The sequence below is a fragment of the Streptomyces sp. NPDC057939 genome (assembly GCF_042887545.1).
Taxonomy (GTDB): domain Bacteria; phylum Actinomycetota; class Actinomycetes; order Streptomycetales; family Streptomycetaceae; genus Streptomyces.
The window spans coordinates 1-17286 of sequence record NZ_JBHVPG010000059.1 but is presented as its reverse complement, the minus strand read 5'-3'; the positions used below and the strand labels follow the sequence as shown (position 1 = coordinate 17286).

Here is a 17286-nt window from a genome sequence, read left to right as displayed (position 1 = left end):
CCATGGCTGGGGACTACACCGAAACCCAGGTGATCGTGGTCGGCGCGGGCCCTGTCGGGTTGCTGCTCGCCGGGGAACTGCGCCTGTCGGGCGCGGACGTGGTGGTCCTCGAAAAGCTCACCGCGCCGACCACCGAGTCGCGGGCGTCCACCCTGCACGCCCGCACCATGGAGATCCTCGACAGCCGGGGACTCCTGGAGCGACTGGGCGACATCCCGCAGGAGACCGTCGGGCACTTCGGGGGCATTGGCCTCGACCTCCGGCTCCCCGGCCCCTACCCGGGCCAGTGGAAGCTCCCGCAGACCCGGCTGGAGGAGGCCCTCGAACAGTGGGCGGTCGACCTGGGCGCGGACGTCCGACGCGGCCACGAAGTCACCGCCCTGACCGGGACCGGGGACACGGCCGTCGCCGAAGTGCGCGGCCCGGACGGGACGACCCAGTCCTTCCGGGCCGCGTACCTGGTCGGCTGCGACGGCGAGAACAGCGCCGTGCGCCGGCTCGGCGGCTTCGACTTTCCCGGGACCGACGCCGGCCGCGCACTGCTGCGCGCCGACGTCAAGGGCATCGACATCCCCGGCCGCCGCTTCGAGCGGCTGGAGGGCGGACTCGCCATCGCGGCCCGCCGACCCGACGGGGTGACCCGGGTCATGGTCCACGAGTTCGGGTCCGTACCCGCCGGCGCCCCACCCACCTTCGACGAGATCGCCGACGCCTGGAAGCGCATCACGGGCGAGGACATCGGCGGCGGCACCCCCCTGTGGGTGAACTCCTTCGACGACGCCTCCCGGCAGGCCGCCGACTACCGCAAGGGCCGGCTCCTCCTCGCCGGGGACGCGGCGCACCAGCAGCTGCCGATCGGCGGCCAGTCCCTCAACCTCGGTCTCCAGGACGCCTTCAACCTGGGCTGGAAGTTGGCCGCGACCCTGGCGGGCCGCGGCGGGGAGGCGCTGCTCGACAGCTACCACCGGGAACGGCACCCGGTCGGTCAGGCGGTGCAGAGCAACGTCCGGACCCAGGCGCTGCTCCTGCTCGCGGGCCACGAGGTCGACGCGCTCCGCGACGTCCTCGCGGAACTGACCGATCACGAGGACGTACGCACCCACCTGGCCGGCGCGGTTTCCGGCCTGGACGTCCGCTACGAGGTCGGGACGGGCTCCGGACCGCTCCTCGGTCTGCGGGCACCACTGCGGGACGCCGTCGGCGACGAGACGGGCGACAAGGGCGGGACCACCACCTTCGAACTGCTGCGCTCGGGACGGGGACTACTGCTCCTCGCGCCGGGTGACGACGCCCGCCGGGAGGAGCTGCGTACGGCCGCCGCACCCTGGTCGGACCGGGTCCGTACCGCGACGGTCGTCGTCGAGGACGGCGCGGCCGACACCGGCGCCCTGCTGGTCCGGCCGGACGGCCACGTCGTCTGGGCGGACGGCGCCGACCGCGATGACCCCGCCGGGGACGGCGGTGTCACCGGGGCCCTGGAGCGGTGGTTCGGGTCCGCGCGGCCCCGGGACGCCGTACGGCCGGCGGCGGCGCGGGCCCTGCGGGTGGTGCCGTCGACGGCACCGGCCGCGGAGAACCGGAGGAGCGGCATGGACAGACTCACGGGCCGGACCGCGCTCGTCACCGGCTCCAGTCGCGGCATGGGACGGGCGACCGCCCGCCGCCTCGCCCAGGAGGGCGCCCTGGTCGCCGTCCACTGCAACAGTGACGAGGCCGCCGCCCGGGAGGTCGTCGCCGAGGTGGAGCGCGACGGCGGTCGCGCGTTCGCGATCCGCGGCGAACTCGGCGTCGACGGCGACGTGACGGACCTGTTCACCGCCCTGGAACAGGGGCTGCTGGACCGGACGGGCAGCACGGACCTGCACATCCTCGTCAACAACGCGGGCGTGATGGGTGGTGTCGGCGCCGCCGACGTCACCCCCGAGCAGTTCGACCGGATCTACGCGGTCAACGCGCGGGCTCCGTTCTTCCTCATCCAGCGGGCCCTGCGCAACATGCCCGACGGGGGCCGGATCATCAACATCTCCTCGGGCCTGACCCGGTTCGCGAACCCGGACGAGATCGCGTACGCGATGAGCAAGGGCGCTCTGGAGCAGCTCGCGCTGCACTTCGCGAAGGTCCTCGGGCCGCGGCGCATCACCATCAACTCGGTGGCGCCCGGCATCACCCGCAACGGCAACCCCGTCTTCGACATCCCCGGGGCCGTCGAGCAGATGGCGGCGCTGTCCGCCTTCAACCGCGTCGGCGAACCGGAGGACGTCGCCGACGTGGTCGTCTTCCTCGCGACCGACGAGGCCCGCTGGATCACCGGCTCCTTCGTCGACGCCACCGGTGGCACCTTGCTCGGCTGACCGCCGCCACCGCGTGACACCCCAACCCGCCGGCGCACACCCACGCCGTGCCGGCGACGGTGAGGCCGGCCGGGGAACCCTCCCCGACCGGCCTCACCATCCCTCCTGATCCCCCCTTCTTCCCGTATCCGCGGAACCCTGGTGAAAGTGAGCGTGCCGCCCCCGATGACTTCTTCGGCCGGCGCCGCGAGAACCGGCGCCGCGAGAACCGGCGCCGCGAGAACCGGGGTCCGCTGGGCCCTGGTGTTCGTGCTCGCCGCGAACATGCTGGTCGACGCCCTGGAGGTGTCGGCAACGCTGGTGGCGCTGCCGTCCGTCGGCCGCGACCTCGCCCTGTCGGTCACCCCGCTCCACTGGCTCGTCAGTGGATTCGCCGCCGGGTTCGGCGGGTTCCTGCTCCACGGCCGGCGACTGGTCGAGCGCCTCGGCCGGCGCAGGGTCTACCTCGCCGCCCTGCTCGTGTTCGCCGCCGCGTCGCTGGTCGGAGCACTGACGGACAGCGGGGCCCTGCTCGTCGCGACCCGCGTGGTGAAGGGCTGTTGCGTCGCTCTGACCGCTCCCACCGGGCTCGCCATCATCATGACCACCGTCCCCGAGGGCGCCGCCCGGCGCCGGGCGGTGTCCCTCTACTCCTTCCTCGGCGCGACCGGCTTCTGCGCCGGCCTGTTGCTCTCGGGACTGCTGACCGGGGTCGGTTGGCGCTGGGCCCTCGCGTTCCCCGCCCCCGTGGCGCTGCTGCTGCTGATCGCCGCGCTGCGGCTGATCCCCCGCGACGAGCCCGCCCCGAGGGCGACTTCGGGGCGGGGACGGTACGCGGCGGTGGCCGCGCTCGCGCTGACCGTCGCGCTGCTGCTCGCGGCGGACGCCACCGCGGCGGCCTTCGGCCCCGGCAGGAAAACGGCCCGGGTGGCCGTCCCGCTGGCCGGCGTCCTGCTCCTCGGGGCCCTGCTCGTGCGGGCCGAGCGGCGCGCCGCCCATCCCGTGGTTCCGCGCGAGCTCCTGCGGTACGGGCCGCTGGTGCGCTCCGCGGCCGGGGCCGCCGCGCTGAACGGCTCGTACGTGGCCTTCCTCCTCGTGGCGGCCCTGGACCTCGACCGCACCGGCCGGAGCCCCTGGGAGACGGCCCTCGTCTTCCTGCCGGCCGGGGCCCCGCTCGCGCTGACGGCGCTCTGCTCGGCCCGGATCGCGGCCCTGCTGGGACCGGCGCGGGCGGTTGCCGCCGGCGCCGCCGCGGCCCCGTTGGGCTACGTGCTCTACCCGCGTGACGGGGCGGACGGTGCGGGGTACTTCGACCTGCTGCCCGCCATGGGCTGCGTCGGCCTGGCCTTCGTCCTCGCCTTCACCGCCCTGCACCTCCGGGCAACCGGCGGGATCCCGCCGCAGCGGCAGGCGGCGGCCGGAGGGTTCTATCAGGCCTGCGTCCAACTGGGTGCGGTCCTGACGCCGGCCGCGGCGGCCGCTCTCCACGGCTCCGGCCGCGCCGCGGCGCTCTGGCTGGTCACGGCCGTGGGCCTGGCCGGCGCGTGCGTCGCCCTCGGTGGCCTGGGGCCTCCCGCCGGGCGACGCCGAGCCACCGGGGGCGACGCACACGACCACCGAATTCACGACTCGCACGGGGCGGACTCCGCGGCCCCGCGCTTCGCCACGGGCGGACGGGGACACCCGTCCGCCCCGGACAGGGAAGCATCATGACAACACTTCAGATGTCGAACACCTATGAAACGGACACCGGCGTGGTCCGGATGACCCCGCCGGACGTCGCCGTACTGGCCGTCGTCGGGCTGGGCGAGCGCACCAGCATCCTGGAGCGGTACGTGCGTGAGGAACTCGGCAGGATCCTCGGGATCGAGCCGCACCTCGTCGACACGACCGGCCGCCCCATGGGCTGCCTGGGGATCGGCTCGATCTCCGGCATAGAACTCCAGTACCGGATGGAGTGCACGCTGGGCGTCGACGTGAACCTTCAGCGGCTCCTGCTCGCCAACAGCGCGCAGGAACTCATCGACTGCCTCGCCGGGCAGTTCGGGCCGGAGGCCCACCTGCACGGTGCGCCGGTGCCGGCATGACGGCCGCCACCCTCCTCCCGCTCGCGCGCCCCGAGGTCAACCACCTGGACCTGCCGGACCCCGACTTCACCCTGTCCGGCGACCGGGTCGACCTGTGGCTGGTCCGGCGCCCCACCGGCGCCGAAGCCGAAGCATTGGCGATCGGCGAGCTCGACGACGACGAACGCAGGAAGGCCGACGCCTTCATCCGCAAGGCGGACGGACTGCTCTACGCGGCCGCCCACGTGGCGGTGCGCCGACTGCTGGGCCGCTACACCGAGGGCCGGCCGCAGGATGTCCGGTTCATGCGGGAGCCCTGCCCGGGCTGCGGCGAACCCCACGGTCGGCCGGCCCTGTCGCCCCCGCCGCCGCCGTTGCACTATTCGCTCTCGCACAGCGGGACGGTCGCCCTCGTGGGTGTCGGCACGGTGCCCCTCGGCGTCGACGTGGAGAAGCTCCCCGGAGCGGAAACCGTCGACATCTGCTCCAGGGCGCTCCAGACGGACGAGCAGCGGGAGATCGCCGAGACACCGGCCGGGGAGGAGCGCCGTCAGCTCTTCGGACAGATCTGGACGCGCAAGGAGGCCTTCCTCAAGGGCCTCGGGACGGGTCTGAGCCGTTCGCCGTCCCTGGACTACCTCGGTGCCGACCACGGCCGTCATCCCGACGGCTGGACCATGGCCGGCATCCCCGTCGACTCCCTGCACGCGGCCTCCGTCGCCGTGGCGGGCGCCGACCTCAAGACGGTCGACGTCCGGTGGGTGCCCGACGCCTGGCTGGCGTCCGAGGGCTCCGTGCACGGGGCGTCCGACTCATGGGCGGCCCGCGCCGCCACCACCAGCTGACCGCGAATAAGGACGTGACCGGATGATCCGTACCGCCTTCGTCTTCCCGGGGCAGGGCTCCGAGTGCGCCGGGATGGGCAGGGATCTGCTCGCCCTGCGCCCGGATTTGGCCGGAAGCTATTTCCGGGCCGCGGATGACCTTCTGGGGATCCCCCTGGCGCGGCTGTGTTTGGAGGGCTCTGCCCGGGACCTGGAGGATCCGGCGGTGGCGCAGCCGGCGGTGTTCCTGACCAGCCTGGCCGTACTGGAGGTTCTGCGCGGTGAGGGACTGGAGCCCGACGCGGTGGCCGGTCACAGCCTCGGGGAGTACGCGGCGCTGGTGGCTGCGGGCGTTCTGGAGTGGACGGAGGCGCTGTGGCTGGTCCGCCTGCGGGGTGAGCTGGTGGCCACCGTCGGGGACCGGGTCGGCAGCGCCACCGTCGCGGTGATCGGCCTGCGCCGGACGGATCTGACCAGGATGTGTGCCGAGGGCCGGGCGGCGACCGGTCATGTCGTGGAGGTGGCCGGTGAGAACGAGCCGAGGCAGACGGTCGTGTCGGGAGAGGCAGAGGCGGTCGCCCACGTTGTCGCGGCGGCTCGGGCGGCCGGGGCACGTGTGGAACCGCTGCGGACCGGGGGTCCGTTCCATTCCAGCCTGCTGAGAGAGGTCGAGGCGGAGTTCACCGAGACGTTGATCGCCACCGAGTTCCGTGCTCCGAGGATTCCGCTGGTCTCAGGCGTGACCGGGGACTGGGTGACGAGCGCCGGCGAGGCGGTCGTCGCTCTGCGCGCCCAGCTCACCAGCCCGGTCCGGTGGACAGGGACCGTCGAGTCGCTCGCGGCCTCGGGCGCGGAGCGGTTCGTGGAGGTGGGGCCGGGTCGGGTGCTCGGAGGCCTGATCCGTCGCATCCTGCCGGGCGCACACGTACACGCCACGAACACGTCGGCGGGGTTGGCCCGTGCGGTGGGTTCGCTCACCGACACGACCGTCTGACCGTCGACCGCAGATCCACCTGGTGCGGGAGCGGCCGGCGCCGCGGAACGGTGCCGCCGACGCCCTCGGGCCCGCGGCTCTCACCCACTCGGGACAATGCGTCGTTCCCCGGCCAGGAAATGGTCGGAGGACACAGTAAACGGTCCACGCCGCAGTGGCTCCGCAGCGGAAGTCGCACGATGACGGCCGCCTCGTCGGATTTATCCGACGAGGCGGCCGTCTTTTTTCATTCCTGACACCTGAATGACGAACTCGCAGAGTTGCCGCGACGTCCTGACACAAATTGACGGCAGCATGACATGTGGCTGGTTGACGTGCATATTACCCATACAACAGACTCTTAGTAATCCAGGCGGACGCCTCTCGCATTCCACCACCCGGCGACGACCGTTCGGAAATGCAGCTGTCTTGCTGACGAGGAGTTATTTTCATGCGTTTCAATCTCATGGGCCCATTCGAGATCGTCACAGATGACGGCAATACATTCCGGCCCGGAACCCCGAAGGTTTGTCAGACGCTCGCCCTGCTGCTCACCCGCCCCAACGAGATCGTCACGGCCGACGCACTCATCCAGGAGCTGTGGGGCGAGAAGCCTCCGCGCAGCGCGGTCACGACGCTGCAGACGTACGTGTACCACGCGCGCCGGATGTTCGCGAGCGAGAACCTGGTGCCGGCCGGGCGCACCCTGATCGTCACCAGCCCTCCCGGCTACGCCATCCAGGTCGACGCCTCCGAGATAGACATCTGCGTGTTCGAGCAGCTCGTCGCCCGGGCCCGCGACGAGCTGGGCGACGGAGACGCGTCCGCGGCGCTCCACACGATCGGCCGTGCGCTCGACCTGTGGCGGGGCCCGGCCCTGTCGAACTTTCCCGCCGGAGACGTCCTCACCGGGCACATCGTGCACCTCGAAGAGCTGCGCATCCGGGCCTTCGAGATCCGCATCGCGGCCGAGGACCAACTCGGCAGGCACCGCGAATCCATCCCCGAGCTGCGCCGCCTCATCAACGACTACCCGCTCAACGAGTGGTTCCACGGCCAGCTCATCGCGGCGCTCGGGGCGGCGGGACGGCGGGCGGAAGCGCTTCAGGCCTACCAGAACGTGCGGCGCCTGCTGGCCGACGAACTCGGCCTGGAACCCTCGCTGGAGCTCAAGCAACTGCAGATCGGGCTCCTGAGTCCGGTACGCCGGCCTTCCCCCGTCCCGTCCGGCCGTGAGCAGCTGGCGGTGCGGTCGGCGGTCTGAGGGCCAGCACCACGAAAGAATCGAGTCCGGGTGGGGCCCTCAGGCCCCACCCGGACTCGATTCTCGTTTCGGCGCCGATGGCTCAGGCCGGGTCGGACACCGCGGCGAGCGAGCGCAGGATCGCCGTCTGCTTCGCGTCGCGTTCGCGCACGTGCTCCTCGTACGTCTTCGCGCCGTACGCCGCCTCGGCCTGCTCGATCAGCGACCGGATGGTCTCGTCGTCCATCGGCGGACGACCGAGCCCTTCCCACCCGCGCTCCAGGTTGGAGCCGAGCGTGCCCAGCCACTTGCGCAGGCCGCCCTGGCCGCCGCCCAGGTGGAAGGCGAGGAACGGACCGACGGTCGCCCAGCGCAGGCCGATGGAGTGCGTGACCACGCGGTCGAGCTCCTCCAGGGTGACGACGCCCTCGCGCACCAGGTGCACCGACTCGCGCAGCAGCGCGGACTGGAGCCGGTTCGCCGCGAAGGCCAGGATCGGCTTGTGCAGCACCACCGGGGTGCGGCTGACCGACTCGAAGAACTCGACGGCCTCCCGAACCGCCTCCGGCGACGTGCGCTCGCCGGCCACGACCTCCACGAGCGGAACCACGTGCGGCGGGTTGAAGGGGTGGCCCACGACCAGCCTGCTGGAGTCGGCCATCCTGGCGCCCATGTCATCGGGGTTCAGGGTGGAGGTGGACGACAGCAGCAGCGCGTCGGCCGGAGCCGCCTTGCCGATCCGCTCGTACAGCTCCTGCTTCAGCTCCAGGTTCTCCGGTGCGTTCTCGACGATGACATCGGCGTCCGCGACGGCCCGCTCCAGGTCGGGCTCGAAGGTCAGCCGTTCCGCGAAGGTCGACGGGTCCGCGCTGCCCTCGGGCAGGTACGGCGCGAACAGCTCCAGGCCCTCCGCGACGATCCGCGGCGCGTCCGCGCGCCGGCTGTTGACCCGCACGTTCAGGCCGTGGCCCAGGAACAGGGCGATCCAGCCCAGTCCGATGGTGCCCGCGCCGATCACCGTGACGGTGCGCTGCGTGGAGTCGCTCACGCGCCCGCCCCCAGCTTCGGGATGACCTGCTCGGCCATCAACCGCATCGTGGTGGCCGCGTCCTCGAAGGACAGGTGACCCGAGTGCACGCCGAGGCTGATGGTGATGTCGTCACCGAACCACTCGGAGATCTGCTCCAACTGGCCCCGGACCTGCTCGGGAGCCCCGATGAGCAGCTTCTGCTGCTCCATCTTCTTCTCGAAGTGTGACGTCTTGGTGGCGTCGAAGAGCTTCTCGTAGCCCGGGTAGGCGTCGGAGCGGGTGGTACCCCACGCCGCGACGGCGTCCCGGATCGCCGCCGAGTTGCGGTCGTCATCGAGCCGGCCCTTGGCACGGGCCTCTTCGCCGTCCTCGGCGACGACGCACGGGTAGCTGAAGTGGATCTTCTCGGTTCCCGGGGTGTGCCCTGCGGCCGCCCACTCGGAGCGGTAGATCGCCAGCCGGTTCTGGAGCTCCTCGGTCGACATCACGTTCGGCACCGACTGGAGGTTGTGCCCGGCCCGGCCCGCCTCGGCACAGGACTCGGCACTGCGCGCCGTGGTGACGAAGACCGGCGGGTGCGGCTCCTGAAGGGGCCGCGGAAGCAGCGTGACCGGGCCGAACTGGTGGAACTTGCCCTCGAAGACGACGTCTTCCTCAGTCCACAGCCGCTTGATGGCGTTGACGCCCTCGACGAAACGGTCCTTCGACTCGTCGATGGAGATGCCGAAGGCCTTGAACTCGTCCGGCAGGAAGGCCCGGCCGAAGGCGGCATCGACCCTGCCGTTGGAGATGTTGTCGAGCATGGCCAGCTTTCCGGCCAGCTTCACGGGGTGCTGGAAGGCGGGGATGGTGGCGCTGGTGCCCAGTCGTACGCGCTTGGTCCGGCCCGCGGCAGCGGCGAGGAAGGTGACCGGATCGGGGCTGTAGCCCCCGTACGGGAAGAAGTAGTGCTCGACCATCTTGACGTGGTCGAAGCCCAGTTCCTCGGCGAGGTCGACGAGCCGGAGCGCCTCGTCGAAGTACTGCTGGGCGGACTTGTCGGAAGGACCGACCGTGGGGAAGAAAACGATCCCGAATTTCACGAAAGCTCCTCAGCCTCGTCAGTCGCGGCCGGAGCCGTCGTGGTGAAGGTCGCGGTCGGCTACCTTCCAGGTGCCGTCGACCTGGACCAGGTGGTCGTTGCAGACCACGCTGGCGAAGATGTCCAGCGCGCCACCGCGAGGGATGCGCATGGCCAGCGCGTAGCTGCGGGTGCGCAGCGAACCGTCGCTCTGGGGGCGCACGTCGAGCATGCCGAGCCAGTGGCGGAAGTCGAGCTTGTCCTCCTCCAGCCGCCGCTGGCGCGCCCGCGAGGAGTCACGGATGGCCACTCGGCCGCGCAGCGGCTCGTTCAGCCGGCTCGCTTCCTGGAAGACGGCGTCCTCGGTGAACGTCTCGGCCCACTCGTCGGGCCGGCCGTCGTCGATGAGACCCATCTGGCGGGCGTAGAACTGCTGCACCTGTGCGTAGAGCTCCGCCGGGACGAAGGGGTCCGCCACCGTGCGTGGGGTGCTGGGGGTGGAGTCGCTCATGCGAGCTGCCTTTCCTGAGTGAGCCGGCAGGCCGGCTTCGGTACGTCGACGGGGGTCACGGGGCGCTGAGTCCGCCGGCGGGGTCCAGGAGCCGGGCTCCGTACGCGCCGCCGGCCGGGTCGAAGCGGAGTGCCACATGGCTCGCGAGGCTGTGGATGTCGCGCCAGATCCGCTGCAAGGGGTGTCCGGCCAACTGGGCCGCACTGCCCGAGCTCCGCAGCAGCTCCTCGACGACGCCGACCAACTGCTGCACCGCGAACGCGCAGTCCGCCGGCGTGCGCACCAGTTCGAGCGGGGTCGCCGCAGGAGCGCTCGCCACCTGCGCGGCGCGTTCCAGTAGAAGCCCGGCCGCGTCAACGGCGATGGCCGCGCGGGCGAGGCCGGTACCGAGACGTTCCTCGGACGGCCCCGTGAGGGAATCCGAGGCCCGTACACGCAGGGCGGCCCGGGCCGCGCCGAGCGCGGGGGCACCGAAGAGCAGCCCGCTCAGGAGCCGCAGCGGGGCCGTGTGGCAGCGGGCGTCGGAACCGACGCTGCGCCCCTCGACCATGTCCTGCCGGGCGAAGCCGCGGTGCGCGGGCACGAAGACGTTGTCGGCGAGCAAGGTGTTGCTGCCCGTGCCGCGCATGCCGATCGAAGTCCAGGTGTCGGCCACTTGGTAGTCCTGGCGCGGCAGGGCGAAGAACCACGGCACCTGATGTTCGCCGTACGGCACCAGCGCGCAGACCAGCGCCCAGTCGGAGAGCCCGACCGCGCTGGTGAACGCCCATTCACCGGTCACCCGCCAGCCACCGGCGACCTCGGTGGCACTGCCGCGCGGCATCAGCGCGCCGACCACGGCCGTGTCCGCGCCCTTGGCCCACAGCTCCTCCTGCCCGGCCTCGGGGAGGAAGGCGCCCATTCGGCCCGCGCCGGCGATCACGGATGCGCACCAGGCGGCCGAAGTGCAGCCCCCGGCAAGGGTGGAAACGGCGTCCAACAGGGACGAAGCGGGTCCGGCGTCACCGCCCCATCGGGTCGGGACGAAGAGCCGGGCGAAACCGGCGTCGACGATCCCCTCGGCCACGGCGGGCGACAGCGTCCGGTCCGTGTCGGCGCGGTCGGCGTACCGGGCCGCGACGGAGGCCAACTCCTCCGCTCTGTCACGCAGATCCGAGCCTGACGTCGGCAAGCTTGGCATCAGAACCACTTTCCTCGCTCGTTCGTGGCGGTGCCGCAATGCGGGTGGCAACGCGACAACCCTGGAGTCGTGTCGTCCAGACCCGCTGGAACACCGCTCGACGCCCGACATGGGAGGACCGGCCCGTACGCAGCTCGATTCACGCTCGATCGGGCACCCCCAGGCTGGAACGGCCATGGGCTTGTGACGGCCATGGGCCGACGACTACACGAGGTGACGATCCGTGAAGGGAATCATTCTGGCCGGAGGCAGCGGCACCCGGCTGTACCCCATCACCCTGGGGGTGTCCAAGCAGCTGCTGCCGGTCTACGACAAGCCGATGATCTACTATCCGCTGTCGGTGCTGATGCTGGCCGGGATCCGGGACATCCTGATCATCTCGTCGCCACGGGACCTGCCGCAGTTCCGCACGGTCCTCGGCGACGGCAGCACGCTGGGGATCAATCTCTCCTATGCCGAGCAGGAGCAGCCGCGCGGGCTCGCGGAAGCCTTCACCATCGGCGCCGATCACATCGGCGACGACTCCGTGGCGCTGGTTCTCGGCGACAACATCTTCCACGGTCCCGGCTTCTCCCTGTTGCTCCAGGAACACATGCCGCACACCGACGGCGCCCTGCTCTTCGGCTACCCCGTGCGGGACCCGGAGCGGTACGGCGTGGGCGAGGCGGACGAGAACGGCCGGCTGATCTCGCTGGAGGAGAAGCCGCTGAAGCCCCGCTCCAACCGGGCCATCACCGGCCTGTACTTCTACGACAACGACGTGGTGTCCATCGCCCGCGGCCTGCGGCCCTCGCCCCGCGGCGAGCTGGAGATCACCGATGTCAACCTGGACTACCTGGCGCGCGGCAAGGCGAAGCTCGTGGACCTCGGGCGCGGGTTCACCTGGCTCGACACCGGCACCCACGACTCGCTCCTCGACGCGGGCCAGTACATCCAGACGCTTGAGCACCGCCAGGGCCTGCGCATCGCGTGCGTGGAGGAAGTCGCCCTGCGCATGGGCTTCATCGACGCGGCGCAGTGCCACCGGCTCGGGGCGCTCCTCGGGAAGTCCGGGTACGGGCGTTACGTCATGGAGATCGCCGACGCTCTGCGTGACGCCGGTCCCGAGGAACGCGCCGGTTCCCTCGCCGGTACTCAGTTCGACGGATGGGGGGCCCTGCCCACAGCCGTCTGAGCCGCCGGTGCGGCGACCGTCCGGCCGCGGTCGAGCGGCCCTCCAGCGAGCCTCCTGTCCGACGTGGTGGCGTTGTTCGTCCTTTGTGTCTTCCCATTACAGGAGTTGACGATGACGAACAGCGTGCCGACGCCGGACGGCGGCGACGGGGAGACCCGGGACCGGGTGGACCTGTGGGCCGATCCGCTGTGTGCCTGGACCTGGATCACCTACCAGTGGCTGCGCCAGGCCGAGTCGGTCCGTCCGATGGTGCTGTCCCTGCGGTTGACCGGTCTCGGGTACCTGGAAGGCTCGCCCGGCCTGGAGCAGGAGCATCCCGGATTCCTCAAGGCGGCTCCGGGACCCGTCCGGGTGCTCGCCGCGGCTCGGGACGGGCACGGAGAAGAGGCCGTCGCCCCGCTGTACGAGGCGATCGCCCGGCGCTTCCACGGCGAGGGCGGTATATACGACGAACTGTTCCAGCGCACCCGCGGCATGTCGCAGCAGGCCAAGCGAGATCTTCAGGTCTCTCTCCTCGAACAAGCCGGGGAGGCCGTTGCCGGAGCACTGGACGAGACGGGTCTGCCGGGCACGCTCATCAGCGCACTCGACTCGACCGACTGGGACGGGGCGCTGCGCACCGCGCACGAATCCATCCCGCGCGAGGGCCGCGAGCTCGACATCATCGGGGTGCCCGTGATCTCGGTCAACGGTGCGGTGGGCGTCTTCGGTCCCGTCCTTCGCGCCGTTCCCGCGGGTGAGCGGGCCGGCCGGCTGTGGGACGGCTTCCGGGCTCTGGCCGCGGAGGACGCGTTCCTCGAAATGCGCCGCGTCACTCCGCGTCCCGCGCCGGATCCCCGGCTGGTGGACTGATCCCACCGCCGCCTTCGGGGGCGGGGACGACGAACGGGGCGCTGCGGACGGTGTACGTCCGCGGCGCCCCGGCCGCACCGCAGGTGCCCGCCCCGGTCAAGGAGCCTTGGCATCGGCGCCGACGGGCGCCGATGCGGATTCCGGTTCCGTCCTCTTCGTACGAGGCAGCAGGAACGAGAGCAGGAAGCCGATGAGCATGACGCACCCGCCGGCCAGGAAGACCGTGCTCATCGCCTCGGCTATGCCGTCGACCACCGGCTCCGCGATCCGGCGGTCCGCGTGCAGCAGGAACGAGGTGTCGTTCAGGTCGACGGTGCCCGCACCGTTCACGGTGTCCAGCACCTTTTGGTTGGCCGGGTCCGCGCTGACTGCCGGGTCGGCCGCGGCGGCGCTGAACGCGGGGCTGCCCGACGCCCTGTCGACCGCTTCGGCGATGCGGCCGGCGGCAAGGGCGAACATCATCGACAGGAACAGGGCCGTGCCGGCGGCGCCGCCGATCCCGCGGAAGAAGGAGTACGCGGCGCTTGCCACGCCCATGTCCTCCTTGCGCGAGTTGTTCTGCAGAGCGATCAGCGTGACGGGGAAGCAGATGCCCACACCGGCGCCCAAGAGGAAGATCAGCGCCCCCACCAGCCACAGGGACGAAGCCGCGTCGAGGGTGGCCAGCGCGAACAACGTCAGGGACACCAGGCCCATGCCGGCCAGCAGGAAGTCCCGGTAGCGGCCCGACCGGTTGATCGCTTTGCTGAAGCCCCGACTGGTCGTCAGCACACCGGCCGTCTGGAGGATCAGCATCAGCCCCGCCTCACCGGGGGACTGTCCCTTGACCAGTTGAAGGTACAGGGGCAGGAAGATGAGCGAACCGAACACCCCGATGCCGACGATGACGTTCACACCGTTGATCACGGAGAACACCCGGTCGCGGAAGAGCCGTAGAGGGATGACCGCGGCATCTCCCATCCTGCGCTCCGTGAACAGGAACGCCGCGATGCCCGCTAGGCCGAGGAGGATCATCGAAAGTGAGAGCGGCGAGGCCCAGCCCCAGTCACGACCCTGTTCGGCCACGACCAGAAGCGGTCCGAGGCCGACCACCAGCCAGGCCGCACCACCGAAGTCGACACGCTGCGCCCGTCGCTTGGAAGGCATTTTGAACAGGAGTCCGACGACGATCAGCGCGACGAGACCGATGGGAATGTTGATCAGGAACGCCCAGCGCCATCCGTCGATCCACAGGATGGTGTCGGCACTGGCGAACAGGCCTCCGACCGGCGGACCGGCGACGCCGGCCACCGCCGACACCGAGGAGAAGTAGACCTGGTAACGGGCCCGCAGTTCGGGCGTCAGGATGTCGCCCATGATGGCAAAGGCAAGCGCTGCCAGACCTCCGCCGCCGATGCCCTGCACCGCGCGGAACGCGGCGAGTTGGTACATCGTGGTGGCCAGCCCGCACAGCAGCGATCCGATCAGGAAGATCGTGATCGCCGCCATGTAGAGCCGCTTGCGGCCGTAGATGTCGGAGAGCTTCCCGAACAGCGGGGTCGCGATCGTCGCTGTCACGAAATACGCGGTCGTCGCCCATGCCTGCAGGGTCTGTCCGTGCAGCTCATCGGCGATCGTCCGCATGGATGCCGAGACGATCACGAAGTCGAGGGCAGAGAGCATCAGACCCAGGATGAGGCCGGCGATGACCACCATGACGGCCCGGTGCTCGGGGGTACCCGGGGTCTCTGCCGCGGAGCGCACCTCACCCATGGGGATCAGCCGCCGTAGGGTCGTGCGGCGCGGCCCTCGCGGAGGGTGACACCCCACCAGGCGAGCTGGTCGAGGAGGACGGACGCGGCCTTCGAGCTGCCGTCCAGGTCAAGCGGCCGACCCTCGTCGTCGAACTTCTCCCACGCGTTGTGGAAGCTCACGGTGTCGCGCAGGGTCACCGCGTGCAGTTCGGCGAACACCTGTCGCAGTTGCTCGACGGCGCGGTGACCGCCCGCCATGCCGCCGTACGAGACGAAGCCGACCGGCTTGGCGCGCCATTCGCTGTACACGTAGTCGATGGCCAGCTTCAGCGAGGCCGGGTAGCCGTGGTTGTACTCGGGAGTGATGACGACGTATGCGTCGAGCCCGTCGATCCGCGCGGCCAGGTTCGGCGCCTCTCCGGGGGTACCCAGCGGCTCCAGGTTGAGCTTCAGCTCCTCGACGAGAGCGGGCTCCGACAGGTCGATGACATGGATCTCCATGTCATCGCGCCGACCGGCCTCGGAGACGAACCACTGGGAGATCTTGTCGGCGAATCGACCCGTGCGGACACTTCCGACCAGGACGCCGACCTTGAGGGGGTTGTCGGTCATGACGGTACCTCTTTCACATGAATACAAGGGGTGATGGCGATCCGGGGGCCGTGGAGGAAGGCGAACGGTTGCTCCACGGCCCCCGGGGACGGTTAGTCGGCGAGCAGGACGATCTTGCCCCGGCCGTGACCGGTCTCCAGCTCGCGGTGGGCCTCGGCGGCCTCTGCCAGGGGGAAGGTCTTGCGCACGTGGACGCGGACCTCGCCGCGGTCGACCAGACCGGCCAGTTCACCCAGCCGCTGGGCCGAGCGCTGGCTGCCGATCCAACGGACCCCGAGCTCCTGGTAGACGTCGAATGCGAAGATCGTGCCCACGCGCTCCTTGTCCTCCACCAGCTCCGCGGCCACCCGCAGGCCGTCTGCGCTCGCCGTGTCCAGGGCGGCGTCGATGCCTTGCGGAGCGGCGGCGCGGATACGGTCCGCGAGCCCGTCGCCGTAGGTCACGGGGATCGCGCCCAACTCACGGAGGTACGCGTGGTTGTCCTCGCGAGCCGTGGCGATGACCTTCGCGCCACGCAGCACGGCGAGCTGCACGGCGATGGTGCCGACGCCGCCCGCGGCACCGTTGATGAGGACGGTCTCGCCCTCCCCGACCTTCAACAGCTCGATGGCCGTGTGTGCCGTCTGGCCGGACGCGGACAGGCTTCCGGCGACCTCCCACGGGAGACCGGCCGGCTTGGCGACGATCTGGTCCGCGGGGACGGTCACGTACTGGGCGTAGGTGAGCTGGGTGCGGTACCCGAGGACCTCGTCGCCGACCTGGAAGGTGGTGACACCCTCGCCGATCTCGTCGATGACACCGGCGAAGTCGCCCCCGGTGATGTGCGGGAAGGTGATGGTGAAGCCCGGCGGGTTCCATCCGGAACGCACGGCGCAGTCGGTCGGCTGAGCGCCTGCCGCCTTGACCCGGACCCGGACCTCGCCGGGGCCCGCCTGAGGTGCGGGCACCTCAAGGAGCTCTAGAACCTCTGGTCCGCCGAACGCGTGGAAGCCTGCTGCCTTCATAGTCAACGCCCCTTCTGGGAACTCGATTTGCTGCTCCGTGTGGCTCCGGTGAGGGGCCCTGCGGAAGAACGTAGAACCTCAAGTCGAATTGAGGTCAAGTGATAGGAGAAAGAAATGATCAAGCCGTACCGTCGCGCCGCAGGCTCCGGTGACTCACCAGCCACCGGCCGTCCCGCAGCACGAGGTGGTCGCGGCACACGACGCTCGCCGTCAGTTGAAGTGCCTCGCCCCGCACGGTGCGCGCGGTGAGCGCGTACGCGCGGGTGCGCAGACTGCCGTCCGGCTCGGGTCGGACGTCCAGCATGCCGATCCAGTGACGGAAGTCCGCCTTCTCCTCGGCGAGCTTCCGCGTATGGGCCCGAGCGGAGTCGGCGAGCGCGGCGCGCCCGGACACCGCGCCCTGGAAGACCGCGTCCTCCGTGAACGTCGCGGCCCACTCCTCGGCGTGGCCGTGGTCCATGAGACCCATTTGGTCGGCGTAGAACTGCTGGATCCGCGCGTACAGCTCGGCGGAGGCGTACACGTCGCCGGCGGCCGACGGGTTGGTGGGTTCGCTGCTCATCCGGGCCTTTCTGTGGGAGGGAGCCGCGCCGGACGAACCGGGTGGCGGCTAAGCGGCGTCAGGCATTCCACGTTGCCGCAGGCGAGTGGTGTCCTGCTCGAAACGCACTCGACGCCGGTCGGAGGCGGAGCC

16 protein-coding genes are annotated in these 17286 nt (G+C 70.8%); 8 read left to right on the top strand and 8 right to left on the bottom strand.

All coding sequences use genetic code 11. The features are described from left to right. The first annotated feature begins 2 nt into the window (after positions 1-2). The 6 genes from ACFVS6_RS37000 to ACFVS6_RS36975 all read left to right on the top strand — a co-directional run bounded on the left by ACFVS6_RS37000 (position 3) and on the right by ACFVS6_RS36975 (position 7457). Positions 3-2351, top strand: coding sequence for an SDR family oxidoreductase (locus ACFVS6_RS37000; RefSeq protein ID WP_389710936.1), 2349 nt, complete (start codon positions 3-5; stop codon positions 2349-2351). A gap of 147 nt (positions 2352-2498) precedes the next feature. Continuing rightward, positions 2499-4043, top strand: a complete 1545-nt coding sequence (locus tag ACFVS6_RS36995) for an MFS transporter (RefSeq protein WP_389710935.1) — start codon at positions 2499-2501, stop codon at positions 4041-4043. Then, a complete protein-coding gene (locus ACFVS6_RS36990) occupies positions 4040-4417 on the top strand; it encodes an acyl carrier protein (protein WP_389710934.1) in 378 nt (125 codons plus the stop codon). The genes ACFVS6_RS36995 and ACFVS6_RS36990 overlap by 4 nt, the downstream gene beginning before the upstream one ends. Next, positions 4414-5241: a 4'-phosphopantetheinyl transferase family protein gene (locus ACFVS6_RS36985; RefSeq protein WP_389710933.1), complete on the top strand. Its 828-nt coding sequence runs from the start codon at positions 4414-4416 to the stop codon at positions 5239-5241. The genes ACFVS6_RS36990 and ACFVS6_RS36985 overlap by 4 nt, the downstream gene beginning before the upstream one ends. Positions 5242-5263: 22 nt before the next feature. After that, positions 5264-6214 (top strand): ACP S-malonyltransferase, encoded by a 951-nt coding sequence (fabD, locus tag ACFVS6_RS36980; RefSeq protein ID WP_389710932.1) that lies wholly within the window; start codon positions 5264-5266, stop codon positions 6212-6214. Between the two features lie 430 nt (positions 6215-6644). Beyond that, positions 6645-7457 carry a BTAD domain-containing putative transcriptional regulator gene (locus ACFVS6_RS36975; protein ID WP_389710931.1) on the top strand — a complete coding sequence of 271 codons (813 nt, stop codon included), beginning with the start codon at positions 6645-6647 and terminating at the stop codon, positions 7455-7457. Positions 7458-7539: 82 nt separating this feature from the next. On the opposite strand, the gene ACFVS6_RS36970 is transcribed toward ACFVS6_RS36975, so the two are convergent. From ACFVS6_RS36970 to ACFVS6_RS36955, 4 genes are read right to left on the bottom strand one after another with little or no spacing between them, the layout of a single operon-like run. Beyond that, entirely contained in the window at positions 7540-8484 is a 945-nt protein-coding gene (locus tag ACFVS6_RS36970; RefSeq protein ID WP_389710930.1) for a 3-hydroxyacyl-CoA dehydrogenase NAD-binding domain-containing protein, read from the bottom strand. Then, positions 8481-9548: an LLM class flavin-dependent oxidoreductase gene (locus ACFVS6_RS36965; RefSeq protein ID WP_389710929.1), complete on the bottom strand. Its 1068-nt coding sequence runs from the start codon at positions 9546-9548 to the stop codon at positions 8481-8483. The genes ACFVS6_RS36970 and ACFVS6_RS36965 overlap by 4 nt, the downstream gene beginning before the upstream one ends. Before the next feature lie 18 nt (positions 9549-9566). Further along, positions 9567-10037, bottom strand: a complete 471-nt coding sequence (locus ACFVS6_RS36960) for a nuclear transport factor 2 family protein (protein WP_389710928.1) — start codon at positions 10035-10037, stop codon at positions 9567-9569. A gap of 55 nt (positions 10038-10092) precedes the next feature. Then, positions 10093-11217, bottom strand: a complete 1125-nt coding sequence (locus tag ACFVS6_RS36955; RefSeq protein ID WP_389710927.1) for a hydrolase — start codon at positions 11215-11217, stop codon at positions 10093-10095. Between the two features lie 223 nt (positions 11218-11440). On the opposite strand from ACFVS6_RS36955, the gene rfbA reads away from it, so the two are divergent. Next, positions 11441-12391, top strand: a complete 951-nt coding sequence (gene rfbA, locus ACFVS6_RS36950; protein WP_389710926.1) for a glucose-1-phosphate thymidylyltransferase RfbA — start codon at positions 11441-11443, stop codon at positions 12389-12391. Between the two features lie 111 nt (positions 12392-12502). Beyond that, positions 12503-13243, top strand: coding sequence for a hypothetical protein (locus ACFVS6_RS36945; protein WP_389710925.1), 741 nt, complete (start codon positions 12503-12505; stop codon positions 13241-13243). 96 nt (positions 13244-13339) lie between these two features. Here ACFVS6_RS36945 and ACFVS6_RS36940 read toward each other — a convergent pair whose 3' ends face one another. The 4 genes from ACFVS6_RS36940 to ACFVS6_RS36925 all read right to left on the bottom strand — a co-directional run bounded on the left by ACFVS6_RS36940 (position 13340) and on the right by ACFVS6_RS36925 (position 17154). Then, positions 13340-14995 carry an MDR family MFS transporter gene (locus ACFVS6_RS36940; protein WP_389710924.1) on the bottom strand — a complete coding sequence of 552 codons (1656 nt, stop codon included), beginning with the start codon at positions 14993-14995 and terminating at the stop codon, positions 13340-13342. A 5-nt stretch (positions 14996-15000) separates the two neighbouring features. Beyond that, the gene (locus ACFVS6_RS36935) at positions 15001-15588 is read right to left on the bottom strand and encodes an NADPH-dependent FMN reductase (RefSeq protein WP_389710923.1); all 588 of its coding nucleotides are present in this window, start codon (positions 15586-15588) and stop codon (positions 15001-15003) included. 92 nt (positions 15589-15680) lie between these two features. Beyond that, complete coding sequence (locus ACFVS6_RS36930) at positions 15681-16592, bottom strand: NADP-dependent oxidoreductase (protein ID WP_389710922.1); 912 nt, start codon at positions 16590-16592, stop codon at positions 15681-15683. A 118-nt stretch (positions 16593-16710) separates the two neighbouring features. Then, positions 16711-17154: a nuclear transport factor 2 family protein gene (locus tag ACFVS6_RS36925; RefSeq protein ID WP_389710921.1), complete on the bottom strand. Its 444-nt coding sequence runs from the start codon at positions 17152-17154 to the stop codon at positions 16711-16713. Positions 17155-17286 lie beyond the last annotated feature (132 nt).

Excerpts from the sequence above, each read along its gene's own strand:
- ACFVS6_RS36925 (WP_389710921.1), bottom strand. The coding sequence starts at position 17,154 with ATGAGCAGCGAACCCACCAACCCGTCGGCCGCCGGCGACGTGTACGCC.
- ACFVS6_RS37000 (WP_389710936.1), top strand. The coding sequence starts at position 3 with ATGGCTGGGGACTACACCGAAACCCAGGTGATCGTGGTCGGCGCGGGC.
- ACFVS6_RS36975 (WP_389710931.1), top strand. The coding sequence starts at position 6,645 with ATGCGTTTCAATCTCATGGGCCCATTCGAGATCGTCACAGATGACGGC.
- ACFVS6_RS36960 (WP_389710928.1), bottom strand. The coding sequence starts at position 10,037 with ATGAGCGACTCCACCCCCAGCACCCCACGCACGGTGGCGGACCCCTTC.
- fabD (WP_389710932.1), top strand. The coding sequence starts at position 5,264 with ATGATCCGTACCGCCTTCGTCTTCCCGGGGCAGGGCTCCGAGTGCGCC.
- ACFVS6_RS36945 (WP_389710925.1), top strand. The coding sequence starts at position 12,503 with ATGACGAACAGCGTGCCGACGCCGGACGGCGGCGACGGGGAGACCCGG.
- ACFVS6_RS36940 (WP_389710924.1), bottom strand. The coding sequence starts at position 14,995 with ATGGGTGAGGTGCGCTCCGCGGCAGAGACCCCGGGTACCCCCGAGCAC.
- ACFVS6_RS36935 (WP_389710923.1), bottom strand. The coding sequence starts at position 15,588 with ATGACCGACAACCCCCTCAAGGTCGGCGTCCTGGTCGGAAGTGTCCGC.
- ACFVS6_RS36955 (WP_389710927.1), bottom strand. The coding sequence starts at position 11,217 with ATGCCAAGCTTGCCGACGTCAGGCTCGGATCTGCGTGACAGAGCGGAG.
- ACFVS6_RS36930 (WP_389710922.1), bottom strand. The coding sequence starts at position 16,592 with ATGAAGGCAGCAGGCTTCCACGCGTTCGGCGGACCAGAGGTTCTAGAG.
- ACFVS6_RS36985 (WP_389710933.1), top strand. The coding sequence starts at position 4,414 with ATGACGGCCGCCACCCTCCTCCCGCTCGCGCGCCCCGAGGTCAACCAC.
- ACFVS6_RS36990 (WP_389710934.1), top strand. The coding sequence starts at position 4,040 with ATGACAACACTTCAGATGTCGAACACCTATGAAACGGACACCGGCGTG.